Consider the following 25,958-nt stretch of genomic DNA (forward strand, 5'->3'; position numbering starts at 1 on the left):
CGGACCACCGGGAGCAGCGACACACCGCTTTCGTCCTGGAATCAGATCCATGCACCGTGGCGCCGCGCTATTTTTTATCCGCGGCCACTCATCTCTCACGCCAGGCGACGATGGCGTCCTCGTCGCGTTCGACTGCCCGCCGTGCGGGACGCCGGCGGCTCCAGCCCAGCCTGGTCCGCAGGATCGTCCAGGTCTGGGTGGGTCCGTAGGTCACGCCGGTGAGCCGCTCGATCACGATCGCGACCCTGCCCAGCGTCCACACCCCGGTCGCGACGCCGTGATCTTGGGGTCCCTTGAGTAATTCCTCTCGGATCACGGCAATCTGGGCGTCATCGAGCCGGGGCCGGCGTCCCGCCCGACCGGCACCTTCCAACGCCTCGTTGCCTCCTTCGATCCACTGTCGATGCCAGCGTGAGGCGGTCTGCTGGGAGACCTCCAACTCGACCGCGACATCCACCTGCCGCCGCCCGCGCTGCTTGACTTTCCGGGCGTCGGACCCCTCGCCGGAACGGGCTTCCTTCCCTGCCATTCATCAATGATCAAGCAGCACGGTGCGAATCACGCGCAACGAGACACCCTATTGCCGAAGCAACCTTTACTAAGGCGAGCGTAAGTATGTCGACTGGTTATGCGGCGGCGCGGATGTAGGCGAGGTGGGGGTCGGCGAAGAAGCCGCGGACGAGGTGCGGCATGCGTTGCAGCCGCCGCAGAGCCCGGGTGCACAGGGTCTTGAATTGGTCGGGTCCGGTGATGCCGGAGCGGCCGATGCGGTCATGTTTGACGTTTTTCCAGACCCATTCGTCCGGGTTGAGTTGGGGCGAGTAGGCGGGGATGCGGAACAGGGTCAGTTGGCCGCCTGTGGAGTCGGCGAAGACGGTGACGGCCTTGGATCGGTGGACGGGATGTCCGTCGAGGACCAGGAACACCGGCCCGTCGTTGTCGCGGAGCAGGCGTTTGCAGAAGTCGATGAACTTCGTTGCGGTGAGGGTGCCATCGATGATCGAGAACCGCAGAGCACCTTTGGCACTGATCGCGGAGATCATGTTCACCGAGAACCGGGCCCCGGTCGCCGCAACGACCGGGGTGTGCCCGACCGGCGCCCAGGTGGTGCCGGCGTGGTAGTCACTGCGCACGGATGCCTCGTCAGTGAAGTAGATCGTCGCTTTCGCCTTCTTAGCCTGTTTCTGGATCTTCGGGAACGTCGTGCTCTTCCACTGCTCGACGGCCTCGGGGTCGGCCTGATACGCCCGGTAGAGGGCTTTCTGCGGGGACAATCCCATCGCTTTGAGCCACCGGCCGACGGTGACCTCGGACATCGTGACCCCGAACTCGCGGCCTATCACCTCGCGAATCATGTTCCGCGTCCACAAGGCGAACTCGAACTCGAGCTGACGCGGATCGGTGCCGACGATGATCGAATACAGCCTCGCCAGCTGATCGCCGGTCAAGGTGGGAGGTCGGCCGGGCACCGGTTTCGCTTCGAGCGCCTCCCAGCCCCCGGCGCGGAACTTCGCGACCCACCCGTAGACGGTCTTGCGGTGCAGCCCCAACGTCTCGGCGACCTGTTCGGGATGCACCCCGGCCTGAACCTGCTCCACCGCACGCCTTCTCAGCACAGCAAGGGTTGCATGGTCGAGTTTGCGGCCATCGTTATCTCGCACACCATGATTCAATCAGACACACGGCCAAATAGTCGACATACTTACGAACTAATTAGTAACTAGTGTTCGACATATCGGCAACAGTTGAAAGCCTGATCGTGGCCTTCGAACCCCGGTCCGGACTCATCGACCTCACCGAGATACCGGCGGGCTCACACGGCAGTCGGTTCGTCGTCGACACGTTCGTCAAACCCGGCACCGACCCGAAGGTGCTGGGGCAATGGCCCGACGTCTACGACCGCACCTTCGACGAAGACAAGACAGTCGTCGCCGCCCAGCAGGGCGGATACGACTCCGGTGCAGTCCCGCAGGGCCGGTTAATGACCAATTGCGAGTCGACCATCGCCATGTTCCAACGCAGAACCTGGCAGGCCATGGCCGCCACCCACACCACCGTCCGCCAGCACCCGGACGCACCGGCGAGTCCGCCCGTCTCCCAACGCACCCTGCGGGAGGCCGACCTGGTGGTCGAGGCCGTAGAAACCGAAGCCGACGGCGTCGCCTCGCTCACCCTCACCCCACCCGCCGGGGTCACGCTCCCCGCCTGGGAGCCGGGCGCTCATATCGACCTGTGCCTGACCGACAGCCTGACCCGTCAATATTCCCTGTGCGGCGCCCCCCACGACCACGACAGGTGGCGCGTCGCCGTCCTGCGCGAACCCCGCTCTCGCGGAGGATCGGCGCACGTACACGACCACATCGCAGCCGGTGCGTCGATCCGAGTTCGTGGCCCACGCAACCACTTCCGCATGCCCGACGCCGAGTCATACGTCTTCGTCGCCGGTGGCATCGGCATCACGCCGATCCTGCCGATGATCGAGGACGCCGAACGACGCGCAAAACCGTGGAAGCTGCTCTACGGCGGACGAACCCGATCATCGATGGCCTTCTTGTCCCACCTCGAACGCCACGGAGACAAGGTCCTCGTCAGCCCGCAGGACACCGACGGGCTTCTCGACCTCGAAGCGTTCCTCGGTTCCGCGGATCCGGGCACGACAGTCCTGGCCTGTGGGCCCGCGCCGCTCCTCGACGCCCTCGCCACCGCGTGCAGCGCCGTAGACCTCACCCTTCAGACCGAACGATTCAGCGCCCCAACCCAGCACGATGAGATCAATACCGCGTTCGATGTCGTACTCGCCCGCACCGGCGACATCCTGCACGTCCTCGAAAACCGCTCCATCCTCGACGTGGTCCGCGAGCACGGGGTTCCGGTGCTCTCGTCGTGCCGGGAAGGGCTGTGCGGCACCTGCGAAACGCCGGTCCTCGAAGGCAGGCCCGAGCACCGCGACACCGTCCTGACCGACGACGAGCGCGAGCGCGGCGACACCATGATGATCTGCGTATCGCGGTGCACGTCCGACCGACTGGTCCTCGATCTGTGAATCGAAATGCCTCTGCCGGGCGGGAACCTCGCCCTAGACTCGGCCCATGGGAAGGACCGACCGCGCCAGCCGGGTGATCGCGGCATCACCGGCGACCGTCTACGACGCCCTGCTCGATCGGGAATCCGTCGAGGCCTGGTTGCCGCCGGACGGCATGCGGGGTCGGATCGAGCAGTGGGACCCTCGGCCGGGTGGCGGGTTCCGGATGGTCCTCACCTACCTCGATCCCGCCGACAGCCCCGGCAAGAGTTCGGCTGCGACGGATGTCGTCGACGTCGGGTTTGCAGCCCTGGTGCCGCCGGAGCGGGTGGTGCAGCAGGCGGTGTTCGAGGCCGACGACCCGTCGTTCGCGGGCACCCTGACGATGACCTGGCAACTCACCCCGACCAGTGGCGGGACCGAGGTGACCGTCACCGCCACGGACGTGCCACCGGGCATCAGCCAAGCGGACCACGAGGCCGGCATCGCGTCCTCGCTTGCCAACCTGGCGTCGTATGTCGAAACGTCAGGTCGCCAGTGAGGCGGGTTCACGCCGGTAACACGGAGCGAGCAGTTGACGGTAAAATGCCTCGTCGGGGTCGGTTTCCGGGCGGTCGCTGCGCTGCGAGCGCGCTGGAGGGTGTCGACGGCGAGGGCGACGGACTCGCACTGGCCGAGGGTGTAGTCCTCGTTCTCGATCGGGAGCGGTCCGGAATAGCCCGCGTCCCGGAGTGAACTGCTGGGCAATGCCGAGACCCGCCCCGATCAGGACGAGCCGTCGGATCCAGCGCACCCCCAGGTCGATGACGCCCGCGGTTTTCGCCTGCTCCTAAGTTGCCGGGGGCGATGGTCCGGCAAGTGTGACGCATCGCAAGCCCGAGCGACCGCGGCGATGCAATTTTGCACATCCCCTGTGCAGGTTCGGTGATTCCGCAATCGTCCCCGCGCGGGCACACTCGAAACCGTTCCCGGCGGAGAGCGACGCACAGCGGCCGGCTTCCCGGGATTCACCCACGACCTGTTGTTCGGATCGATGCCCCCTGCGTGGAACGTCGGCAACCACAAGGAGTACAGATGAGCAAGATCGCTTTCCTCGGGCTCGGAAACATGGGCCTGGGTATGGCCACGAATCTGACGCGAGGCGGCCACACGGTCGTCGGATTCGATCCCTCCCCGGCAGCGGCGGAGAAGGCTCGCGCACACGGAATCGCCTCCGCTGACAGCGTTGTCGCCGCCGCCGAGGATGCCGACGTGATCATCACGATGCTGCCCAGCGGCAAGCACGTGCTCGACGTCTACACCGACCTCGTCCCGGCCGCGCGGCCGGGAACCCTGTTCCTCGACTGCTCGACGATCGACGTCGCCGACGCGCGGGCCGCCGCCGAACTCGCCGTCGCCGCCGGGCACAGTGCCGTGGACGCCCCCGTCTCCGGCGGCACCGTCGGTGCGGACGGCGGAACCCTCACGTTCATGGTCGGTGGTCCGGCCGAGGCGGTGGACCAGGCCGCCACGTTCCTCGATGCCATGGGGTCCCGCATCGTCCGATGTGGCGACGCCGGGGCCGGTCAGGCCGCGAAGATCTGCAACAACATGATCCTGGGAATCTCCATGATCGCCGTCAGCGAAGCTTTCGCGCTGGGCGCCAAGCTGGGCCTGACCGACCAGGCACTGTTCGATGTCTCGTCGACCGCGTCCGGTCAGTGCTGGGCGTTGACGACCAACTGCCCGGTCCCCGGTCCGGTGCCGACCAGCCCCGCCAACCGCGACTACGCCGGCGGATTCGGGAGTGCGTTGATGCTCAAGGATCTTCGCCTCGCGCAGGCCGCCGCAACCGACAACGGGGTGGACACCTCGCTCGGACGGCGCGCGACCGAACTGTACGAACAGTTCGTCGCTCAGGACGGCCCGGGCCGTGACTTCTCCGCGATCGTGACGGCGATCCGTTCCGGCGCCTTCGACGCGAAAGCATAATCCCCGCTCGACGCGAAAGGAATTCGTTGTGCGCATCATTCTGACAGGACCGCCGGGAGCGGGTAAAGGAACTCAGGCGCAGTCTCTTTCGTCGACACTGCAACTCCCTCACATCTCGACCGGCGATCTGTTCCGTAGCCACATCGCGCAGGGCACGGAACTGGGCCGGCGAGCGAAGTCGTTCCTCGATGCGGGCGAACTGGTGCCGGACGAAGTCACCATCGGGATGGTGGTGGAGCGACTCGCCGACGACGACACGACCGCCGGGTTCATTCTGGACGGCTTCCCCCGCACCGTGGCTCAGGCGATCGCCCTCGACGAACTCCTGGGCGAGCAGCTGATCCAGATCAACGCTGTTCTGGACTTTTCGATCGCGGACGATGCGGTCGTCGAGCGGATGCTGGCCCGCGGACGCGCCGACGACACCGAGGACGTCATCCGTCGACGTCTGCGCGTCTATCACGACGAAACCAGCCCACTGCTCGACTACTACTCGGCACTTCTGCTGTCGGTCGATGCGGACGGTGAGGTCGACGACGTCTACACCCACGCGATCGACGCGCTGTCCGAGCGCGGCAGCGTCGCTCCATCCACCTAGCACTTTCCCTGCACCCCGGCAGACCTATCCGTATTTCAAGGAGATTCCGACATGACCTCCACACAGCCCACACTCGCCGATCTCGAGATTCCCGAAACCCGCGACTATCCCATGTTCGTCGACGGCAGTTGGGTGGAAGCCCGCTCCGGCGAATGGCGAGACGTGACGACCCCGATCCTGCGTGAGCACGTGATCGGCCGCGTCCCGTCCTCGAGCGTCGAGGACGTCGATCGGGCGGTCCGCGCGGCGAACAAGGCGTTCCCGCAGTGGCGTTCCCAGCACTTCACCGCACGAGCCCGGATCCTGGCGAAGATCGCCGACGCCATCGACGCCCGCTCCGAGGAACTCGCACGCCTCACCGCCCTCGACACCGGCAACGCGCTGCGCACCCAGGCCCGCCCCGAGGTCACCACCCTGGCGAACCTGTTCCGCTACTTCGCCGGCGTCGCCGGTGAGATCAAGGGCACCGTGCTGCCCGCAGGCGACGACCAGCTGCAGTACTCCCGGCAGGAACCGCTCGGTGTCATCGGCGCCATCCTGCCCTGGAACTCCCCGCTGATGATCGCCGGCTTCAAGATCCCCGCGGCCCTCGTCGCCGGCAACACCGTCGTCGTCAAGGCCGCCGAAGCCGCACCGCTCAGCGTCCTGCTGCTCGCCGAGATCTGCGCCGAATACCTGCCCGCCGGTGTCCTCAACGTCATCACCGGATCCGGGTCGGTGGCCGGTGAGGCGCTCGTGCAGCACCCGGACGTCCACAAGGTGTCGTTCACCGGTTCCACCGAGGTCGGCCGCCACGTGGCCCGCGAAGCCGGTGGCCGTCTGGCGCACGTCTCGCTCGAACTCGGCGGCAAGAACCCGTCCATCGTGTTCCCCGACGTCGACGTCGACGACGACTTCATCAACCAGCTGCTGCTCTCGACCCGGGTGCACCGGCAGGGCCAGAGCTGCACCGCCGGCTCCCGCCTGTTCCTGCACCAGGACATCTACGACCAGGTCCTCGACCGACTCGTCACCACCCTCGCCGGCCTGAAAGTCGGTAACCCGCTGGACGAGTCGACGGACATGGGCGCCATCATCAACGACAAGCAGTTCGCCTCGGTGAACGGGTTCCTCCAGGACGGCCTGAGCTCGACGAAGGTCTCCACCGTCCTCGACGGCTCCCCCGACACGATCGGCAACACCGACGGCTACTACATGGGCCCGACCGTCTTCTCCGGCGCCGACAACACCTGGCGACTGTCGCGGGAGGAGATCTTCGGACCCGCCCTGGTCGCGATCCCGTGGAACGACCACGCCGACGTCGTCGCGATGGCCAACGACTCGCACTACGGTCTGGCCGCGTACGTGTGGACCCACAACCTCGACCTGGCCCTGTCCACGGCCCACGCCCTCGAAACCGGGTGGGTGCAGGTCAACCAGGGTGGCGGCCAGATGATCGGCCAGTCGTACGGCGGATACAAGCAGAGCGGCCTCGGCCGCGAGGTGTCCCTCGAGGGCATGATCGCCGGATTCACCCAGACCAAGCAGGTCAACGTGCGCCTGCGCACACTCTGAGGAGGGAACGCATCATGACTGTCGGACCTCTGAACGACATCCTCGTGCTCGACGTCTCCCGGGCACTGGCCGGGCCGATCGCCGCGATGATGCTCGGCGACCTCGGCGCCCGGGTGATCAAGGTCGAAGCCCCGGGCACCGGCGACGACTCCCGCACTTGGGGGCCGCCGTTCGTCGGGCCGCAGGACGACCCGCAGTCGTCGTACTTCATGTCGGCGAACCGGAACAAGGAATCGATCGTGCTGGACCTGAAATCCGAGCACGGCAAGGACGCGCTGCGTCGGCTGATCCGGCGGGCGGACGTGCTGATCGAGAACCTCCGGCCCGGCGCCTTCGATCGCCTCGGATTTTCGACGGAGGTGCTCGAAGAGCTCAACTCGCGGCTGATCACGTTGTCGATCACCGGGTTCGGGCACGACGGGCCGGAAGGATCCCGGGCGGGCTACGACCAGATCGCCCAGGGCGAGGCCGGACTCATGTCGGTGACCGGTGATCCCCACGGGGAACCGACGCGCATCGGTGTGCCGATGGCGGACGTCCTCGCCGGTGTCCACGGAACTGCCGGGGTGTCGGCGGCGCTGGCGGCCCGAGAGAAGACCGGCAAGGGCATGGTGGTCCGCACGTCGCTGTTGGCTGCCGCGGTCAGCGCGCACACCTTCCAGGGCACGAAGTGGACCGTCGGCGGGCAGGTCGCGCAGCGGTCCGGCAACCACCATCCGCAGATCGCCCCGTACGGCAGCTTCCGCTGCGCGGACGGCTACGTGCAGATCGCGGTCGGCAGCGAGGCGATCTGGGCGAAGTTCGCCCCGGTGGCCGGTCTGTCGGCAATTGATCCGCGGTTCGCGGTCAACCGTGACCGGGTCGCGGCCCGGGATGCATTGATCGCCGCCATCGAGGCCGACTTCGCCGACCGCACGCGGGTCGACGTGCTCGCCGCGCTCGAGGCCGCGGGTGTTCCCGCGGGATCGATCCGGACGATCGACGAGGTGTACGAGTGGGAGCAGACCCGCAGCCAGGGACTGCTACTCGAGGTCGAGCACCCGGTGGTGGGACCTGTGCAGTTGCCCGGTCCGTCCCTGCGGATGGAAACGGCACGCGGCGACTCGCTGGTGCGCGCCGAGCATGCAGCACCACCGGTGCTCGGGCAGCACACCGAACAGATCCTCGACTGGCTCGACGTGGTGGACGCCGCCGATCCGCTAGACACCATGGTGCCGGCGCAGGCGTGACGCCGGCCGGCGGAACTACAGGGTCGGGACCAGTTCGTCTCGACGACTGAGCGCCTCTTCCTGGATCGCTTGCCGGACAGCCTGTACCGCAGGATTGGTCAGGCTTTCGCGGCGAGCGGCCAGGGAGAAGGCGAGCCGGACGTCGACGGTGTCGGGCAGGATCCGGCGCAGATCGGCGTGCTGGTCGGCCATGAACGCCGGCAGCAGTCCGATGCCGCCGCCGCACCGGGTGGCCGCGACGTGAGCGAAGATGTTGGTGGACATGAATTTTGCCGCGACCCCGGGCAGATGCCGGTTCAAGTCGAGATCCCCGACCTGCAGCAGGGAATCGACGAAGAAGACCAGCGGGTGCGCCGTCAGCTCCTCGATGCTGCCGGGTTCACCGTAGTCGCGGAAGTACTCTTCGCTGCCGTACAACCCGAGCGAGTACTGGCACACGCGTTCGGAAACCAGCCGACTGGTGATCGGTGTCCCCACCGCGACGGCCAGGTCGAACCCCGATTGATAGAGGTTGAGTTGCCTTGTATCGGTGACCAATTCGACGACGAGATGCGGATGATTCATTCTCAGCTTGGCCAGCGCCGGAGCGACGAACAACGAGCCGAATCCGTCCGGGGCGGTGATCCGGACCGTTCCGCGGAGTGGATTCTCACTGATGCCGAGGACCACGTCCGCAGCTTCCTGAACGGCTTCCTCGATCTGTTGCGCCTTCTCCGCGATCGATCGGCCGACATCGGTCAACTCCCACCCGTCGGCACTGCGCTGCAGCAGTCGGACGCCGAGGACCTTCTCGAGCGCGCGCACGCGCCTCGAGACGGTGGTGTGATCGACGCCCAGGTCCATCGCCGCGGATTGGCGGCGACCCGTGCGCGCCACGGCAAGCAGGTACCGCAGATCATCCGAGCGAATATTGCGTACGTCGATCACGGCCGGCCCTCCGACATTTCGGCGGCAGCGGTCGATGCCCGCCGGGTTGCGGTGAGTAGCTGTTGCAGACCCTCGTGGAGACGGTGCATGTCCTGCGGGTCCGCGAGAGCGACGCCGTCGAGGGCCCGGCTCGCCGAGGCCCCCACCTCGAGGCCTTTGTCGGTGACCGTGACGAGGGTCGAGCGACGATCGGAGCGATTGATCGTCCGCACGCACAGCCCTGCCTCTTCGAGGCCGTCGACGAGCGTTCCGATGGTGGTCGGGTGCCGGTCCAGGGCACGGACGATTCGCACCATGGGCAGCGGGCCGTTCGCGGCGACCATCATCGCCAGGACCTCGTACCGGGCGAAGGACAGGCCGAGTGGGCGCAACGTGGAGTTGAGGTGATGGGTGATCAGCTTCTGCGTCTGCAGGACGGCGGCGATCACCGCCGTGGCCGGCGCGACGGAATCGGCACCGGGCGCCGGGTGGGGTGGTTGCATAGTGGCCACCGGTAGCCTCCTCGTGGTTCGTACTCGGGCATCCAATGAACGACCACTTTCGGGTCACATCCCACTGGCAATTTACATGGATATCCAACTATAGTACTTCCAACTACCCGAACCTGAAAGGGTCGATTTGTATGTTCACCTTGACCGATGACGAGCGGGCGATCAGTGACACGGCCCGTGATTTCGCGGCCGAGCATCTGGCGCCGCATGCGGTGGAATGGGATCAGGCCAAGCATTTCCCCGTCGATGTGCTGCGGAAGGCGGCCTCGCTGGGGATGGGCGGGATCTACATCCGCGAGGACGTGGGCGGCTCCGAGCTGACCCGGGTCGATGCGGCCCGCATCTTCGAGCAGTTGGCGAAGGGCTGTCCGTCGATCGCCGCCTACATTTCCATCCACAACATGGTCACCTGGATGATCGACCGGTTCGGCACCGAGGAGCAGCGGCACGCCTGGGTGCCGGGGCTGTGCGCGATGGATCAGCTGGGCAGTTACTGCCTCACCGAACCCGGCGCCGGCTCCGATGCGGCGGCGCTGAGCACCAGGGCGGTCCGCGACGGCGACGACTACGTCCTCAACGGGGTCAAGCAGTTCATTTCCGGGGCCGGCACCTCGGAGGTGTATGTGGTGATGGCCCGCACCGGGGAGGGCGGGCCGCGCGGGATTTCGGCGTTCATCGTCCCGAAGGACTCACCGGGGCTGTCGTTCGGGCCGAACGAGGTGAAGATGGGCTGGAACGCCCAACCGACCCGGCAGGTGATCTTCGAGGATGTGCGGGTGCCGGCGGGCAACCTGCTCGGCACCGAGGGCGGTGGGTTCCGGATCGCGATGGCCGGCCTGAACGGGGGCCGGCTCAACATCGCCGCCTGCTCGGTCGGTGGGGCGCAGACCGCGCTGGAGCGGGCCGTCGCCTATCTGGCGGACCGCAAGGCGTTCGGGGCGTCGTTGCTCGAGTCGCAGGCGTTGCAGTTCCAGCTGGCGGACATGCGCACGGAGCTGGAGGCGGCCCGCACCCTGTTGTGGCGGGCGGCGGCCGCGCTGGAGGAGGGTGCCCCGGACGTGGTGGAGTTGTGTGCGATGGCGAAGCGGTTCGCCACCGACACCGGGTTCGAGGTCGCGAACAAGGCGCTGCAGCTGCACGGCGGGTACGGCTATCTTGCCGAGTACGGGATCGAGAAGATCGTCCGCGACCTGCGGGTGCATCAGATCCTCGAGGGCAGCAACGAGATCATGCGGGTCGTGATTGCCCGCAGCGTCGTCGGAAACCGAGGAGTGGCATAAATGACCGAACCAATCACCGACCCCGAGGTACTCATCGACAAGCGCGACGGCCTCGGCCGGATCGTGCTCAACCGCCCCAAGGCGATCAACGCCCTCAACCACGCCATGGTGGCGCGGATCGCCGCGGCGTTGGCGGAGTGGGCCGGGGACGACGAGGTGGCGGCGGTGCTGATCACCGGCGCCGGGGAACGCGGGCTGTGCGCGGGCGGGGACATCGTCTCGATCTACCACGACGCCAAGGAGGGTGGCACGGGGTCGCGGGAGTTCTGGCGGGACGAGTACATCCTCAACGCCGCCATTGCGAACTACCGGAAGCCGTATGTGGCGGTGATGGATGGCATCGTGATGGGCGGCGGGGTCGGGGTGTCGGCGCACGGGAGTGTGCGGATCGTGACCGAGCGGTCGATGATCGGGATGCCCGAGACCGGGATCGGGTTCGTCCCCGACGTCGGCGGCACCTACCTGTTGGCCCGGTCCCCGGGAGAGTTGGGCACCCACATCGCGCTCACCACCGCCCGCCTCAGTGCGGGGGATGCGATCGCGTGCGGGTTCGCCGACCATTTCATCCCGTCCGCCAGGATCGAGCAGTTCGTGCAGAAGTTGACGGACACGTCGGTGGAGGCGGCGTTGGCGGAGTTCACCGAACCGGCCCCGGAATCGGACCTGCTGGCGCAGCAGGCGTGGATCGACGCCGCATATTCCGCGGACAGCGTCGCCGAGATCGTGGCCCGGCTGCAGGGCAGTGGGGTGCCGGAGGCGGCGAAGGCGGCCGGGCAGGTGCTGTCGAAGTCGCCGACCGCGTGCGCGGTCACCCTGGCGTCGCTGCGCCGGGCCCGGGTGGCGGCCAGCCTCGAAGAAGTGCTGAACGAGGAGTTCCGGGTGTCGGTGGCCTGCCTGGGCTCGGCCGATCTGGTCGAGGGGATCCGGGCGCAGGTCGTCGACAAGGACCGCAACCCGCACTGGTCACCCGCGACGATCGACGACGTGACCGACGCCGCCGTCGCCACATTCTTCGCACCCCTCGGCGACCTCGAACTCGGCCTCACGGCCCCTACGACAACCGGAGAGCACCTGTGAGCGACTACGACACCATCCTCCTCGACCGCAAGGGCCGGGTCGGGATCATCACCCTCAACCGTCCGAAAGCCCTGAACGCGTTGAACTCCCAACTGCTGCGCGAACTCGTCACGGCAGTCGAGGAACTCGACACCGACAGCGACATCGGCGCCATCCTCATCACCGGGTCGGACCGGGCGTTCGCCGCCGGCGCCGACATCAAGGAGATGCAGACCAAGTCGTACATGGACGTCTACCTCGACGACTTCTTCTCCATCGGCGACCGCATCGCCGCCGCCCGTAAACCCATCGTTGCCGCAGTGGCGGGATACGCCCTCGGCGGCGGGTGCGAACTGGCGATGATGTGCGACATCCTGCTCGCCGCCGACACCGCCAAGTTCGGTCAGCCCGAGATCAAACTCGGCGTCATCCCCGGCATCGGTGGCTCACAGCGCCTCACGCGCGCCGTCGGCAAGGCCAAGGCGATGGAACTGTGCCTGACGGGCCGGAACATGGACGCCGAGGAGGCCGAACGAGCCGGACTCGTCGCCCGCATCATCCCGGCCGCCGACCTGTTCGACGAGGCGCTGGACACGGCCACCACCGTCGCCGAGATGTCGCTGCCCGTCGCGATGATGGCGAAGGAAGCGGTCAACCGGTCGTTCGAGACCACCCTCACCGAGGGAATTCGCTTCGAACGACGCGTATTCCACTCGACATTCGCCACCGAGGACCAGAAGGAAGGCATGGCCGCGTTCGTCGAAAAGCGGTCGCCGGAGTTCACCCACCGGTAGTCCCCCATTCGACCCGAACACCCCGCAGCGAGCATCCGCTGCGGGGTGTTCGTATTTGTGCCGTCCTCGTCTTTCGCGAGCGGACAAACCGACCGCGAAGCGCTATACCGGCACGACCACCGAATCGTTCTCCACCGGCTGATCTTTCGACCGCCGGTCGAGTGCGGTGGCGACGAGGAGAACGGCGAGCGCGGCCACGGTGAGTGCGGCACCCATCCAGATCGGGGACGTGAAGCCGAGTCCCGCGGCGATGGTGATGCCGCCGAGCCAGGCCCCGAGTGCGTTGCCCACGTTGAAGGCGGCGATGTTGGCGCCGGACGCCATGGTCGGCGCCTGCGCCGCGTAGTTCATGATGCGCATCTGCAGTCCGGGAACGGTCGCGAATCCGAAGAGCCCCATGAGGAACAGGGCGACGATCGTCATCGGCTTGCTGCCTGCGGTGAGGGCGAACACGACGAGCACGACGGCGAGCACGGCGAGGACCGTGGTCAGCGTGCGGGTGAGGGCCTTGTCGGCGGCGCGTCCGCCGAGGACGTTGCCGACGAACAGGCCGCCGCCGAAGAGCACGAGGAGCCACGGGACGCTGGTGGACGCGAATCCGCCGACCTCGGTGAGGGTGAACGCGATGTAGGTGAACGCACCGAACATGCCGCCGAATCCGAGAATGGTGACGGCGATCGAGAACCACACCTGCGGATTTCGGAAGGCCCGCAGTTCGCTGCGCAGACCGGCAGGTTCCGGCGCGTCCGCCGCACGGGACACGGACGGCACCAGCGCGGTGATGCCGATCAAGGCCACGACGCCGATGACGGTGATGGCCCAGAACGTGGAGCGCCAGCCGAACTGCTGGCCGAGGAAAGTGCCGAGCGGGACGCCGAGAACGTTGGCGATCGTCAGTCCGGCGAACATCGTCGCGATGGCCGCGGCCCGCTTGCTCGCGGGCACGAGGTCCGCGGCGAGCACCGACCCGATGCCGAAGAACGCGCCGTGGCACAGGGCCGCGAGGACGCGTCCGCCCATCATGACCTCGTAGGTCGGGGCGAGCGCCGACAGGAGGTTGCCGCCGATGAACAGCACCATCAGCGCCTGGAGGACCGTTTTGCGGTCGAAGCGGGTGACCGCCGCGGTGATGACGATGGCTCCGACGGCGACGGAGAGGGCGTAGCCGGAGATGAGGTAGCCGGCCACGGACTCGCTCACCTGAAAGTCGGCCGACACCTCCGGCAGCAGTCCCATGATGACGAATTCGGTGAGACCGATCCCGAAGCCGCCCATTGCGAGGGCGAGCAGACCCAGTGGCATCGCGGCCACTCCTTTCTTACAGACTCGAGAGATAAGAGCGCTAGCTCGAATACCGCGTCTGCAGTAGTTGCAGGCGCGTCATAAATAGTTGCACACGCCTGCTACGTGCGCAAGCTGGTATTCTGACCTGGCACTCGTATCCACAGGAGGTGGCCATGGCAGTCGCTGACGACGCCGTCGAGATCCGGTCGCAGGGATGGCGCACGCTCGCGGCCCTGCATGGTTTGCTCGAGGCGGAACTCGAACGCGCCCTGCAGCGGGGTCACGACCTCTCGGTGGTCGAGTACACGGTGCTCGACGCACTGAGCCGCCAGGACGGCTGGCACATGCGGATGGCGCAGCTCGCCCGCGCGGCCGCGCTGAGCAGCAGCGCCACCACCAGGCTGGTGAACCGATTGGAGAACCGCGGCCTGCTCACCCGGATCCTGTGCGACGACGACCGTCGCGGCATCTACACCGAACTCACACCCGCGGGCCGGGCCGCGCTGGACGAGGCGCGTCCCACCCACGACGCCACGCTGGAAGCGGCGCTCGACCGGGCGGCCGAGGTTCCCGAACTCGCCCACCTCGCCCGCACCCTGCACGAGCTCCCCGCGTAGGTGAGTGGCAAAGCGTGCGCGAGCACACTTTGCCACTCACATCAGGACAGCGGTGTGAAGTCGCGCGACGCGATGTACTCCGGCCGTGGCCGCGGTGCGGCGAACGGCGCGACGAGCGTGTTCTCGACACTGTTGAACACGAGGAACAGATTCGACCGCGGGTAGGGCGTGATGTTGTTGCCCGACCCGTGCATGACGTTGGAGTCGAACCACAGCGCGGTGCCCGCCGCACCGGTGAACTGGTCGATCCCGAACTCCGCGGCCATCCGGGTCACGTCTTCCCGGCGCGGAACCCCGACCTCCTGCTCGACGAGCGAGGACGTGTAGTTGTCGTCGGGGGTGGCGCCGACGCACTGGACGAACCGCTTGTGCGAACCGGGCATCACCATCAGCGATCCGTTGAACGGGTAGTTCTCGGTGAGCGTGATCGAGCAACTGACGGCCCGCGGCACCGGGAGCCCGTCCTCGGCGTGCCAGGTCTCGAAGTCCGAGTGCCAGTAGAAGCCGGTGCCCTTGAAACCGGGCATGGAGTTGATCCGGCTCTGGTGGATGTAGACGTCGGAGCCGAGGAGTTGTCGCGCGCGGTCGAGAATCCTGCCGTCGCGGATCAGCGCGGCGACCACGTCGCTGCGCCGGTGGACGTCGAAGACGGACCGGACCTCGCCGGAACCGCGTTCGGTGATGACGCGACCGCTGTCGCGCATCGACGGGTCCCGGGACAGCCGGTCGAGTTCCTCCCGGCACGTCATCACTTCGCCGGTGTTCAGGACGTGGTCGACGATGGTGAAGCCGCGTGCCTCGTGTCCGGCGAGGGCGGCCGCGTCGAAGGGTCCGTCCGCGGGCGTTCCCCAGGCGGCAGGTTCGTTCCGTTGGAGCATCGACGGCTCGGAGGTGATCCGAGTGGGGTAGCGATCGTTGTGGTTGGTGAATCCCTGAACCTCAGCTACCTGAGTCATTGTCCCTCCTCGGCACTTACCTCTACTTCACTGTCGCTACGGCGACAGAGTCTTCTGATCGGCGCGGAGCCGCTGGACGGCGTCGTCCAGGTGTTCGGCGAGCAGTTTCTGCACCTCGTCAGCCGTGCCCGACCGGATCGCCTCGCGCAGGGTCGCGTGTTCCTGCGCCTGCTCGCGAATGTCGTCGTACGTGGTCTGCAGTGCACCCAGGCACATCCGGGTCTCGATCAGCAGCGTCCGCGCCGCGCGGATGAGCCGCGGGCTCTGCGCGCTCTCCACCAGGATCTGGTGGAACTGTTGATCTGCGTCCGACACGGCGGCGGCGTCGCCGCGCTCGGCCGCGGCCTGCATCACGAGCACGGTGGGTTCGAGCGCCAGGTAGGTGGCTTCCCGGCGACCGTCGGCGAGAATCATCTCGAGGGCCCCGCGCTCGATGACCGACCGGCTGCGGTACACGTCGACGACGTCGTCGAGGGTCAGTTCCGTCACGAAGATCCCGCGGTGACGGATGCTGTGCAGTATGCCCTCGGACACGAGCCTCTGCATGGCTTCGCGCAGGGGTCCGCGCGAGACCTGGAAATGCGCGGCCAGTTCCGCCTCGCCCAGCTGTGCACCCGGTTCGAGCGCACCCTTCATGATGGCGACCCGCAGGCGGTCCGCGATGAATTCGGCAGTCGATTGACGACTGACGGGTTCCAGGTCAGTCAGAGCCATGACTGTGGCCTTTCTCGAACAAGGTTCCTAACGACGGTTGCACCGCCGTGTGGCCTGCAAGACGCAGGCCTTCCCAGATGGTCACCTGGTTTGCCGTGAGGACCGGCTTGCCGAGGCGCTGCTCGAGAGTACTCAGCGCACCCAGCGTCCTCATGGCCGTGTCGGGGATGAGCAGGGCTTCGGCGTCCGGGTGGTCGTTCTCCACCGCGAGTTCCACCACGGATTCGGGGCTGAGCTGACCGACCTCGGCAGCGGTGTCGATCCCCGCGCTCGCCATCGACAGCACCTCGATGCCGGCGGCGGCGAGGAATTCGACGAACAGCTTCGCGACGTCCTCCGGGTAGCTCGCGGCCACCGCGACCCGGGTGATCCCCAGGGCGTGCAGGGCGTTGACGAACGCGAAACTGGTGCTGGACGTGGGCACACCGGTGGCGGCGGCGAGCGTCTCGGCCTGCTGCTTCGCGCCGTCGGGGCCGTAGACGAAGCTGCCCGACGTGCACGCCCACACGACGGCGTCCGGCTTCTCGCCGGCGAGCAGCGCGGCCCCGCCGGCGAGTTTCTCGGGGCTACCGAGGTCGAGCAGTTCGGGCACGGCGTGCAGGTCGGTGCCGTAGATGTGCACGACCGGCAGATCGACTCCGAGCATCTCCGCGGCGAAGGGGTAGTCGTCTTCGGCGGCGTGGTCCGGGTAGATGAATCCCACAGTGGGGGTCGGCGTGCTCGTCATGCGTTCTCCTCGTTCCGTCGTGAGGGTCGTGTGGGCTGATGTCAGAAGACGTTGCGGAGCCACTTCCCGGGCCCCGTCATGGGGAGTTTCATCCGGCCCAGACAGGCCCAGATGGTGAGCTGGTTGGCGGTGAGCACCGGTTTGCCGAGTTCCTGTTCGAGCGGCGCGATGACGTCGTAGGTCGGCAGGTTGGTGCAGCTGACGAAGATCGCCTCCGACCGGGGGTCGTCCGCCGCGATGATCCGCTCGGCGATCGTGCGGTAGTTGACCTTCCAGATGCCGCCGCCGAGCCCGAGGTGATCGGAGCGCACCACCTCGGTGCCGGCCTCGTTCAGGAACGCGTGCAACCGTTCGGTCAGCGGGGCGTCGTACGGCGTGATCACCGACAGCCTGCTCAGCTCGAGGTGCTCGATCGCCTCGACCAGCGCCCCGGACGTGGTGACCGCGTGCAGGGCGCCGGCCTCGCAGATCGCGTCGCACAGCGTCCGCTCGTATTCGAGGCCCTTGATGAAACTTCCCGACGTGCACAGATACGCCACGACCTCCGGCTCGACGTGCAGGACGTCGCGCGTCGCCGCCATGAGGTGTCTTCGCTCGGACACGAGTTCGGCCATCTCCAGGCTGACGGGCACGGGTTCGTACGGCGTGCGCGCCAGATGCAGGCTCACCTCGAGGGGAGCCCAACGCCACAGTTCACGTTCGAGCGCCAGGTCGAACGGGGCGATGATGCCTATTCCCCGTTGCGCGATCGGCCCCTCGAATTCGGGAATGTTCAGTTCCAACACCAGGCCTCACCTTCGATTCGGCCGCGCCCGAGCATTATCAGATTGTTGACAATCATACGAGTTACTCTTACGGTGTCAACGTGAGTCGGAACCCGATCGTCGCGGTGCTACATGCCCACGTTCTGCCGAGCGACGAACTCATGGCACCGGTCGCGACCCGTGCCGAAGTTCGCTACACCGGCAAGGCGGGGCTGAGCGACGCCCTCGACGGCGCGGACGTGCTGTTTCTCTACGACTTCCTCACCGATGCGGTGCCCGGAGCGTGGCATGCCGCCGGTTCCCTGCAGTGGCTGCACATCGCCGCGGCCGGCGTCGATCCCGTCATGTTCCCCGAGGCCCGCGACAGCGACGTCACGATCACCAACTCCCGGGGCGTGTTCGACGGCGCGATCGCCGAGTACGTGCTCGCGCAGATCCTCGCGTTCGCGAAGGATCTGCCGGGTTCGCTGCGACTGCAGCAGTCCCACACGTGGCAGCACCGCGAATCCGAGCGGATCGCGGGCCGCACCGCCCTGATCGTCGGCACCGGCCCCATCGGCCGCGCCACCGCCCGACTTCTCCGCGCAGCGGGGATGAAGGTCAGCGGTTCGGGTCGCACCGCCCGCGACGCCGATCCCGACTTCGGGACGGTCACCGCCACCGAAGATCTCCCGGAGCAACTCGCGGCCGCCGATTACGTGATCGCGGTGGCCCCGCTCACCGAGCAGACCCGTCACCTGTTCCGCGATACGACGTTCGCCGCTATGAAGCCGGGCGCGCGGTTCGTCAACGTCGGACGGGGTGAGCTCGTGCGCACCGACGACCTCGTCGCCGCGCTGCGGGCGGGAACGATCGCGGGCGCCGCGCTCGACGTGTTCGACACGGAACCGCTCCCCGCGGACCATCCGCTCTGGGACATGACGAACGTGTCGATCACGCCCCACAATTCGGGCGACTTCGCCGGCTGGCGCGACGACCTCATCACCGTGTTCACCGACAATTTCGAACGCTGGGTGACGGGGTACCCGCTCGAGAACGTAGTTGACAAGCACCTCGGGTACGTACCGAGCCGATGATGACAGGGCCCGAACGTCCAGGCTGAAGGAGTTCTCATGAATCCCACCGACATGACCGCCGTCGAACTGGTCACGGCCTACTCGTCCGGAGAACTTTCGCCGGTGGAGGCGACGCAGGCGATGCTCGACGCCATCACCGAGCGTGATCGCGCCATCAACTCGTACTGCCTCGTCGACGAGGAGCGGGCGCTCGCGCAGGCCCGGAAGTCCGAGGAGCGCTGGAACACCGGCTACTCCAAGGGACTGCTCGACGGCGTCCCGATCTCCATCAAGGACATCTTCCTCACCGACGGCTGGCCGACGCTCCGCGGATCGCAGGCCGTCGACGAGGACCAGCCGTGGGACGTCGACAGTCCCGTCGCCGCCCGGCTGCGCGAGGACGGGATGGTGTTCCTCGGCAAGACCACAACCCCCGAGATCGCCTGGAAGGCCGTCACCGACAGCGCTCTGTGCGGCATCACCCGCAACCCCGCCGACCCGACCAAGACGGCCGGCGGTTCTTCGGGCGGCAGTGCCGCGGCGGTCGCCGCGGGTCTCGGTCCCTGCTCCGTCGGCACCGACGGCGGCGGCAGTGTGCGGATCCCCGCGTCGTTCTGCGGCGTCGTCGGTTTCAAGCCCACCCACGGCCGGATCCCCCTGTTCCCGGCGAGCCCGTTCGGGCCGCTGGCGCACGCCGGCCCGATCACCCGCACGGTCGAGGACGCGGCGCTGCTGATGGACATCCTGGCGTTGCCCGACCCGCGCGACCCGACGTCGCTCGCGCCGTCCCCGACCACCTTCCGCGGCGAAATCGGCCGCGACGTGGTCGGACTCGGCGTCGCCTACTCCCCCACACTCGGCTACGTGACCGTCGATCCGGAGGTCCGGGCGATCGTCGACCGGGCGGTGCAGGCCATCGACGCGGCGGGCCTGCCGGTCACCGCCGCCGACCCCGGGTTCGGCGATCCGATCGACGCCTTCGAACTGTTGTGGGCGGCCGGGGCCGCCGCCATGCTGAAGAATTTCCCGGAGGGGGCACGCGACAAGGTCGACCCGGGCCTCGGCAAGGTCTGGGAACGAGGCGAGAAGTTCAGCGCGGTCGAGTATCTCGACGCTCGCGCGGTCGCCGCGGACATCGGCATCACGATGGGCAAATTCCATCTGACGCACAATGTCCTGCTCACACCCACCGTCCCCATTCCGGCTTTCGAGGCGGGCCACGACGTCCCGCCGGGCAGCGACCTCACCGGCTGGCCGCAGTGGACGCCGTTCACGTACCCGTTCAACCTGACCCAGCAGCCGGCGATCAGCATCCCGATCGGTCGCACCGCGGCGGGTCTGCCGGTGGGCCTGCAGATCATCGGCCCCCGGCATTCGGACGACCTCGTGCTCGCGGTCGCACGGTACGCGGAGCACGTCCTCGGCTAGGTCGGCCGAAAAGCACCCGATTCGCGCTGCATCCGAGGATGATTAGAACTGGGCCCGGTGCTCCGAACATCTGCTCTGCTGCCGGGCGACAGTTGCCTGACAGAAGTTTTCGGGGTCGAGGAGAGCCCGGGAGAGTAGATGACAGCAATGCCGGTGTCCGGGGTCCCGCCGCATTCGCCGCAGGACCGGGATCCGTTCGCCCCGGGCATGGTCGTCGCCACTCGATACACACTCCTCGGACGATTCGCCGGACCCGACTGGGTGCAGTGGTGGCACGCGCACGACACCGAACTGTGCAGGGACGTCTCGCTCAGCCTCGTCGACTCGGCGCACCTCCGCGACACCGACACCCGCCCGGATCCGGTGGCGCGGTTCTGCCGGAACACCACCGGCACCAGCTTCAGCCACGAGGGGCGGATCGCGCAGGTCTACGACATCGCGGTGGTCGGCGACCGGATCGCCGTGGTCGCGGAATGGACGCCCGGATGGCGTCTCGCGGATATCGCGCGCACGGTTCCGCGGCCGCTGGACGCCGCGCGCATCGTGCGCGACCTCGCCGCCGCCACCGCGGACGCGCACCATTTCGGTGCCCGCATCTCACTCGATCATCCCAACCGGGTGCGGATCTCCCGGGAAGGACTCGCGGTCCTCGCCTTCCCCGCCACCCTCGCCGCTGCGAGCACGGCCGACGACGTCGCCGGCCTCGGCGCGCTGCTGTACGCACTGTTGCTCGGCACGTGGCCGCTGCCTTCGTCCGGCGAGACCCACGCGGCCGGACTGCCCCCCGCCGGTCGTCGGGGTGACGGTTCCGTCGTCCCGCCGCATCGGGTGCGGCCCACGATTCCCCGGCGACTGTCCGACGTGGCCGTCAACGCGCTCACCCGGCGACCCGGGATGGACACCGCGCAGGCGGTGGTCGACGCCCTCGACCGGATGCTGGCGGACGCGCGGGCTCGGTCGGCTCCCGCGTTCGCCCCGAAGAAGAAGGTCCGCCCGAAGGCCGACGACCGGTCGGCCCGATCGAGGGCGCCGCTTCCCGCGATGAGCGCTGCACTCGCCGTGGTCGTCGCCCTCGGCGCCGCCGGGTGGGCGATCGGCACCTCGTTCACCGCGTCGGACGCACCGCCCGCGGCTGTCGCGGACAGCACGCTCAGCGAGATCGTGCCCGCGCCGGAACCCGACCCGGTACCGCTGATCCCGTCGTCCGCGACCGTCTACTCCCCCCAGCACTTCCCGGACAACGGGACGAGGGCGTCGCTCGCGGTCGACGCGAACCCGGCAACGTTCTGGGCCACCGACCGCTACCCGCAGCAATTGCCGCCGACGAAGGGCGGAGTGGGCCTGATCGTGTCGTTCCCCAAGCCCGTCGATCTGCGGACCGTCTGGATCGAATCACCGACGCCGGGCACCAGGGTCGAGATCCGGACCGCGCCCGCCGCCTGGGCCAACATCGGCCACACCCAGTTGCTCGGCGCCGCCACGCTCGCGCCCGGAGTCACCCGGATCGCCGCCCGCACGCCCGCACCCACCACCCGCGTCCTCGTGTGGATCTCGGGCCTGTCCCCGGTCGAATCCGGATTCCAGTCGAGCCTGTCGGAGATCGGGTTCCTGGGCGGCGGCGCATGAGTCGCGACATCTTCGGCCCCACCCAGCCGAACACGGGAAGCACCGCGCGCGACCACCTCGCGAACGAGCGCACCTATCTCGCGTGGCATCGCACCGGCATCAGTGTCGCCGCACTCGGTGTGGCGGTGGCGAAGTTCGCCCCGCACCGCGGCGACCACGCCATTGCCGCCGGATTCATTCTGATCGGCGCGGGCCTGCTGGTATCCGCCTACGGCACCTACCGATACCGGGTCATCACCAGGCAGATCGAATCCGGGGTATTCGCGCCGGCGACGTTCGCCGCCGTCGTCACCTCCAGCGTCGTCACACTGCTCGCGCTCCTCGCCGTGCTGGTTCTACTCTGACCCCGGCGCGGCCTCGACGCAGCGGAATCCGATGTGGCTCATCCCGGTGTCGACCATCTGCGGCCGCCGGGCCGCGGGCCGGTATCGGCGGCAGTAGATGTCTGCGCAGAGGAACGATCCACCCTTGATCACTCGCCGCGGAACCCGGAACTGGGGTTGACGCGGGTCGAAGCTCTCCGCCATGCCGGGTCCACGCGGATTGCGTGGCGCACAGCACGACTGCGCGGTGTCGTCGTGCCGATCGGCGTACCAGTCGGCGGTCCACTCCCACACGTTTCCCGCCATGTCGAACAGACCGTAGTCGTTGGGCCGATAACTACCGACGGCGGTCGTGGTGCCGTACCCGGGGTCGGCGCGCCACGGGAAGTCCCCGTGCCAGTAGTTCGCCGGCGGCGGGGACTCGGCGTCCGGGATGTCGCCCCAGGTGAATTCGGCCTGGTCGAGACCGCCGCGCGCCGCGGCCTCCCACTGCGCCTCGGTGGGGAGGGACCGTCCGGCCCACTGTGCGTACGCGGCCGCGTCCTCGTGGGCGACGTGGACGACGGGATGCCGTTCACGGCCGGCGATCGTCGACGCCGGTCCGGTGGGGCGGTGCCAGGACGCGCCGACCGTCCAGGTCCACCACTGGCTCAGGTGACGGAGATCGACCGGCCCGCGGGTGGGAGTGAACACCATCGATCCGGGTTGCAGGTTCTCCGCCGGAGCCCCCGGAAAGTCGGCGGGGTTCAGCGGACGCTCGGCGACCGTGACGTAACCGGTGTCCCGCACGAACGTCGTGAACTGTTCGTTGGTGACCTGGTACGCCTCGATCGCGAACGCGTCGACCGCCACCCGATGCGCCGGACCCTCTTCCGGATAGTGCCGATCCGAGCCCATGGTGAACGTCTGGGCGGGGATGCGACGGACGTCGGAAACGGTCACGGTATCCACGAAGTCTCCCCTTCCGACTGCTCAGGTGACTGCCGGCGAGAAGACGCTCGTCCAATCGTTCTTCATGCTTACCACGGTCCAGTTGTTTGCTCGTGCCTCTTCGAGGGCCTGCTCGGCGCCGGCGACGTAGTCGAATTCGCGATCGGCGTCGTCGTGCAGGATCAGCACCCGCAGGGACGGGCGGTCGGGCAGCCCGGAGAACGCCAGCATCGGCAGGTCGCCGTTGGAGTTGCCGACCGACAGGATCGGCCGACGCCCGATCCTGCTCCAGATCCGGACCGGTTTCTCCGGTCCGTCGTCGAAGAAGTCCATCGCCGCCTTGTAGAGCAGCTCCGTCCGGCCTTCCTCGGCGCGGTAGGAGAGGCCGAGTGCGCTGCCGATGATCCGTTCCGGCGGCACCCCGTAGAGCTGCCCTGCGATCGGGCGCATGAAGTCCCGGTCACCGCCGGACGCGAGGTAGATCGTGAATCCGTTCGCCTCCAGGTAGCGCAGCAGTTCGACCATCGGTGCGTATCCGCAGCCCCGGTACGGTCGACCGAGCGTCGGATGGTCCGCCCCGTCGAAGAATGCGGTGACGCGGGCGTCGTAGTCCTCGACGCTGACCTCGTCGAACGCCCGGGTGATCGCACCCATCAACAGCTTCAGATCCGCGTCGTCGCCGTGATAATGCTTGACCATCGCGGCGCCGAGCCATTTCAGGTCGTGCTCGTGCGCGGCCTGCCAGGGCTGCGTCTGCTGCAGATCGGGATCGGCAGCGGCCATTTCCGCCAAGCGCCGGATCGTGAAGTCGAGTTGGATCGGCATCGGCTTCTCGCACCACAGTGTGCCGTCGTTGTCGAAAACGGCGACCCGGTCCGCAGGCTCGACGAAGTCCGGCCCGCGCGCCGTTACCCGTCCGACGAAGTCCTCGATCGCGGACCGCGTCGATCCGTCCGCCCAGGAACCACCCAGTCCGGCACCCATCCCGGTCAGTCCTTCGACAGGAAGGCGTGCAGCTTCGCCACCGCGTGGTCGATCGTGAAGCTTGCCGGCTCCTGCCGCGGAGGAAATTCCTTGAACGTCTCGAGGAATTGAGTCGTGATGACCGTTCCGTAGATCGCGATGTAGTCGTGGTCGAGGAACCAGTCCCAATAGGTGTTCGACGTGATATCGGCCCGCTCGAACGGGTCGGTGCGCAGGTTGAACAGTTTCGGTAGCCGCAGTGGAGTGAACGGCTCCGCCCACAGTCCGAGGGTGCCCTGCGCCCGCTGCTCCATGAACACGATCTTCCAGTTGTCGAAACGGATGCCCAGCACGTCGCAGTCGTCGGAGAAATAGACCATGCCCCGGCGCGGGGACTTGTCGACCTCACCGGTGAGATACGGCAGCAGGTTGTAGCCGTCGATGTGCGCCTTGAACCTCTTGCCGCCGGCGTCGTGACCGCTCTTCAGTTTCTCGACGATCTCGGGCGCACCCGCGGCGGCGAGGAAGGTGGGAAGCCAGTCGTGGTGCTGAACGATCTCGTTGGATACGACGCCGGCGGGAATCTTGCCCGGCCAGCGGATCACCTCTGGGACGCGGAACGCACCCTCCCAGTTGGTGTCCTTCTCGCTGCGGAACGGGGTGGTCGCGCCGTCCGGCCAGGTGTTCGCGTGGGGACCGTTGTCGGTGCTGTAGATGACGATGGTGTTCTCGGCGAGCCCGAGTTCGTCGACGGCGTCCAGCAGTTGGCCGACGTGCCTGTCGTGATCGATCATGGTGTCGTGGTAGGGCGACTGCCAGTGCCCGGCCTGCCCGACGCTCTCCGGTTTGGTGTGGGTCCGCAGGTGCATGTGCGTGGTGTTCATCCACACGAAGAACGGGGTGTCCGCTTCCTTCTGCCGCGTGATGAAGTCGATTGCCGCGGATACCGTCTCGTCGTCGATGGTCTCCATGCGCTTCTTGGTCAGCGGCCCGGTGTCCTCGATGCGCTGCTTCCCGAACGGCCCGTACCGCGGATCGACCTCGCCGGCATCTTCCTCGGTGGCCCAGCAATGGAGGACGCCGCGCGGCATCATCACCTCGTGCAGTTTGGGATAGTCCTGCGCGCTGGGATAATCGGGGAGCTCGGGTTCTTCCTCCGCGTTGAGGTGATAGAGGTTGCCGAAGAACTCGTCGAACCCGTGCACGGTCGGCAGATACTTGTTCAAGTCGCCGAGATGGTTCTTTCCGAACTGTCCGGTGGCGTATCCGAGGGGCTTGAGCAGCTCGGCGATGGTGGGGTCCTCCGGCGACAATCCGACGTCGACTCCCGGGATTCCCACCTTGCTCATGCCGGTTCGGTACACGCTCTGCCCGGTGATGAACGACGCCCGGCCCGCCGTGCAACTCTGTTCGCCGTAGGAGTCGGTGAACTTCATACCTTCGTCGGCGAGACGGTCGATGTTCGGTGTGCGGTACCCCATCAGGCCATCGCTGTAGCAGCTGAGATTGGTGATACCGATGTCGTCGCCCCAGATGACCAGGATGTTCGGCTTCGGGTCCGTCATCTGTCTCTCCTCGCATCATCGGGGGAATCGCAGTCCTGACGATGCTCGCCGTACGTCCCGGCCACATCACCCGCGCCGGGTGAG

General features: G+C 67.4%; 26 protein-coding genes. 14 read left to right on the forward strand and 12 right to left on the reverse strand.

Annotated elements, in window-relative coordinates:
- Positions 1–88: 88 nt before the first annotated feature.
- Positions 89–529: a winged helix-turn-helix domain-containing protein gene (locus BLV94_RS22280; protein ID WP_072939107.1), complete on the reverse strand. Its 441-nt coding sequence runs from the start codon at positions 527–529 to the stop codon at positions 89–91.
- Positions 530–626: 97 nt separating this feature from the next.
- A complete protein-coding gene (locus BLV94_RS22285) occupies positions 627–1,661 on the reverse strand; it encodes an IS630 family transposase (RefSeq protein ID WP_072939109.1) in 1,035 nt (344 codons plus the stop codon).
- A 98-nt stretch (positions 1,662–1,759) separates the two neighbouring features.
- Here BLV94_RS22285 and BLV94_RS22290 point away from each other — a divergent pair, with 98 nt between their 5' ends.
- The 6 genes from BLV94_RS22290 to BLV94_RS22320 all read left to right on the forward strand — a co-directional run bounded on the left by BLV94_RS22290 (position 1,760) and on the right by BLV94_RS22320 (position 8,374).
- A complete protein-coding gene (locus BLV94_RS22290; protein WP_307718308.1) occupies positions 1,760–3,043 on the forward strand; it encodes a PDR/VanB family oxidoreductase in 1,284 nt (427 codons plus the stop codon).
- 46 nt (positions 3,044–3,089) lie between these two features.
- Positions 3,090–3,563 carry an SRPBCC family protein gene (locus BLV94_RS22295; RefSeq protein ID WP_072939112.1) on the forward strand — a complete coding sequence of 158 codons (474 nt, stop codon included), beginning with the start codon at positions 3,090–3,092 and terminating at the stop codon, positions 3,561–3,563.
- Positions 3,564–4,066: 503 nt separating this feature from the next.
- Complete coding sequence (mmsB, locus tag BLV94_RS22305; protein WP_341866459.1) at positions 4,067–4,993, forward strand: 3-hydroxyisobutyrate dehydrogenase; 927 nt, start codon at positions 4,067–4,069, stop codon at positions 4,991–4,993.
- Positions 4,994–5,021: 28 nt separating this feature from the next.
- Positions 5,022–5,591 carry an adenylate kinase gene (locus tag BLV94_RS22310; protein WP_072939119.1) on the forward strand — a complete coding sequence of 190 codons (570 nt, stop codon included), beginning with the start codon at positions 5,022–5,024 and terminating at the stop codon, positions 5,589–5,591.
- Between the two features lie 51 nt (positions 5,592–5,642).
- Positions 5,643–7,145, forward strand: a complete 1,503-nt coding sequence (locus tag BLV94_RS22315) for an aldehyde dehydrogenase family protein (protein WP_072939121.1) — start codon at positions 5,643–5,645, stop codon at positions 7,143–7,145.
- A gap of 14 nt (positions 7,146–7,159) precedes the next feature.
- Positions 7,160–8,374, forward strand: a complete 1,215-nt coding sequence (locus tag BLV94_RS22320) for a CaiB/BaiF CoA transferase family protein (RefSeq protein ID WP_072939124.1) — start codon at positions 7,160–7,162, stop codon at positions 8,372–8,374.
- Between the two features lie 15 nt (positions 8,375–8,389).
- Here the strand turns inward: BLV94_RS22320 and BLV94_RS22325 are convergent, their stop codons facing one another.
- Positions 8,390–9,301: a LysR family transcriptional regulator gene (locus tag BLV94_RS22325; protein WP_072939127.1), complete on the reverse strand. Its 912-nt coding sequence runs from the start codon at positions 9,299–9,301 to the stop codon at positions 8,390–8,392.
- Positions 9,298–9,783: a MarR family winged helix-turn-helix transcriptional regulator gene (locus tag BLV94_RS22330; RefSeq protein ID WP_244163851.1), complete on the reverse strand. Its 486-nt coding sequence runs from the start codon at positions 9,781–9,783 to the stop codon at positions 9,298–9,300. The genes BLV94_RS22325 and BLV94_RS22330 overlap by 4 nt, the downstream gene beginning before the upstream one ends.
- A 140-nt stretch (positions 9,784–9,923) precedes the next feature.
- Here BLV94_RS22330 and BLV94_RS22335 point away from each other — a divergent pair, with 140 nt between their 5' ends.
- The 3 genes from BLV94_RS22335 to BLV94_RS22345 are packed head-to-tail and all read left to right on the forward strand — an operon-like array spanning position 9,924 to position 12,922.
- Positions 9,924–11,072 carry an isobutyryl-CoA dehydrogenase gene (locus BLV94_RS22335; protein WP_072939133.1) on the forward strand — a complete coding sequence of 383 codons (1,149 nt, stop codon included), beginning with the start codon at positions 9,924–9,926 and terminating at the stop codon, positions 11,070–11,072.
- The gene (locus BLV94_RS22340; RefSeq protein ID WP_072939135.1) at positions 11,073–12,149 is read left to right on the forward strand and encodes an enoyl-CoA hydratase/isomerase family protein; all 1,077 of its coding nucleotides are present in this window, start codon (positions 11,073–11,075) and stop codon (positions 12,147–12,149) included.
- Positions 12,146–12,922 carry an enoyl-CoA hydratase gene (locus BLV94_RS22345; RefSeq protein WP_072939138.1) on the forward strand — a complete coding sequence of 259 codons (777 nt, stop codon included), beginning with the start codon at positions 12,146–12,148 and terminating at the stop codon, positions 12,920–12,922. Before BLV94_RS22340 ends, BLV94_RS22345 begins: the two co-directional genes overlap by 4 nt.
- A gap of 102 nt (positions 12,923–13,024) precedes the next feature.
- Here BLV94_RS22345 and BLV94_RS22350 read toward each other — a convergent pair whose 3' ends face one another.
- Positions 13,025–14,224 carry an MFS transporter gene (locus BLV94_RS22350; protein ID WP_072939550.1) on the reverse strand — a complete coding sequence of 400 codons (1,200 nt, stop codon included), beginning with the start codon at positions 14,222–14,224 and terminating at the stop codon, positions 13,025–13,027.
- 155 nt (positions 14,225–14,379) lie between these two features.
- On the opposite strand from BLV94_RS22350, the gene BLV94_RS22355 reads away from it, so the two are divergent.
- On the forward strand, positions 14,380–14,823 hold the full coding sequence (locus BLV94_RS22355; RefSeq protein ID WP_072939140.1) for a MarR family winged helix-turn-helix transcriptional regulator: 444 nt from the start codon (positions 14,380–14,382) through the stop codon (positions 14,821–14,823).
- A 41-nt stretch (positions 14,824–14,864) separates the two neighbouring features.
- On the opposite strand, the gene thpD is transcribed toward BLV94_RS22355, so the two are convergent.
- The 4 genes from thpD to BLV94_RS22375 are packed head-to-tail and all read right to left on the reverse strand — an operon-like array spanning position 14,865 to position 18,002.
- On the reverse strand, positions 14,865–15,779 hold the full coding sequence (gene thpD, locus BLV94_RS22360) for an ectoine hydroxylase (RefSeq protein WP_072939143.1): 915 nt from the start codon (positions 15,777–15,779) through the stop codon (positions 14,865–14,867).
- A 36-nt stretch (positions 15,780–15,815) separates the two neighbouring features.
- Entirely contained in the window at positions 15,816–16,493 is a 678-nt protein-coding gene (locus BLV94_RS22365; protein WP_072939146.1) for a GntR family transcriptional regulator, read from the reverse strand.
- On the reverse strand, positions 16,480–17,220 hold the full coding sequence (locus tag BLV94_RS22370) for a maleate cis-trans isomerase family protein (protein ID WP_072939149.1): 741 nt from the start codon (positions 17,218–17,220) through the stop codon (positions 16,480–16,482). The genes BLV94_RS22365 and BLV94_RS22370 overlap by 14 nt, the downstream gene beginning before the upstream one ends.
- A 41-nt stretch (positions 17,221–17,261) precedes the next feature.
- A complete protein-coding gene (locus tag BLV94_RS22375; protein WP_072939552.1) occupies positions 17,262–18,002 on the reverse strand; it encodes a maleate cis-trans isomerase family protein in 741 nt (246 codons plus the stop codon).
- A gap of 83 nt (positions 18,003–18,085) precedes the next feature.
- Here BLV94_RS22375 and BLV94_RS22380 point away from each other — a divergent pair, with 83 nt between their 5' ends.
- The 4 genes from BLV94_RS22380 (at position 18,086) to BLV94_RS22395 (ending at position 22,437) form a co-directional block, all read left to right on the forward strand.
- The gene (locus BLV94_RS22380) at positions 18,086–19,060 is read left to right on the forward strand and encodes a D-2-hydroxyacid dehydrogenase (RefSeq protein WP_072939152.1); all 975 of its coding nucleotides are present in this window, start codon (positions 18,086–18,088) and stop codon (positions 19,058–19,060) included.
- Positions 19,061–19,096: 36 nt separating this feature from the next.
- Complete coding sequence (locus BLV94_RS22385; RefSeq protein WP_072939155.1) at positions 19,097–20,467, forward strand: amidase; 1,371 nt, start codon at positions 19,097–19,099, stop codon at positions 20,465–20,467.
- A 138-nt stretch (positions 20,468–20,605) separates the two neighbouring features.
- Positions 20,606–22,093 (forward strand): protein kinase family protein, encoded by a 1,488-nt coding sequence (locus tag BLV94_RS22390; RefSeq protein ID WP_072939158.1) that lies wholly within the window; start codon positions 20,606–20,608, stop codon positions 22,091–22,093.
- Positions 22,090–22,437 carry a YidH family protein gene (locus BLV94_RS22395; protein ID WP_072939161.1) on the forward strand — a complete coding sequence of 116 codons (348 nt, stop codon included), beginning with the start codon at positions 22,090–22,092 and terminating at the stop codon, positions 22,435–22,437. Before BLV94_RS22390 ends, BLV94_RS22395 begins: the two co-directional genes overlap by 4 nt.
- On the opposite strand, the gene BLV94_RS22400 is transcribed toward BLV94_RS22395, so the two are convergent.
- Genes BLV94_RS22400 through BLV94_RS22410 form a run of 3 tightly spaced genes read right to left on the reverse strand, consistent with a single transcriptional unit; the run spans position 22,429 to position 25,874 of the window.
- Positions 22,429–23,367 carry a formylglycine-generating enzyme family protein gene (locus tag BLV94_RS22400; protein WP_072939164.1) on the reverse strand — a complete coding sequence of 313 codons (939 nt, stop codon included), beginning with the start codon at positions 23,365–23,367 and terminating at the stop codon, positions 22,429–22,431. The genes BLV94_RS22395 and BLV94_RS22400 overlap by 9 nt on opposite strands.
- A 21-nt stretch (positions 23,368–23,388) precedes the next feature.
- Complete coding sequence (locus tag BLV94_RS22405) at positions 23,389–24,330, reverse strand: HAD family hydrolase (protein WP_072939167.1); 942 nt, start codon at positions 24,328–24,330, stop codon at positions 23,389–23,391.
- A gap of 5 nt (positions 24,331–24,335) precedes the next feature.
- A complete protein-coding gene (locus tag BLV94_RS22410; protein WP_072939170.1) occupies positions 24,336–25,874 on the reverse strand; it encodes an arylsulfatase in 1,539 nt (512 codons plus the stop codon).
- Positions 25,875–25,958: the final 84 nt, after the last annotated feature.

The sequence above is a fragment of the Rhodococcus koreensis genome, from assembly GCF_900105905.1.
In the GTDB taxonomy this organism is placed as follows: Bacteria; Actinomycetota; Actinomycetes; order Mycobacteriales; family Mycobacteriaceae; genus Rhodococcus_F; species Rhodococcus_F koreensis.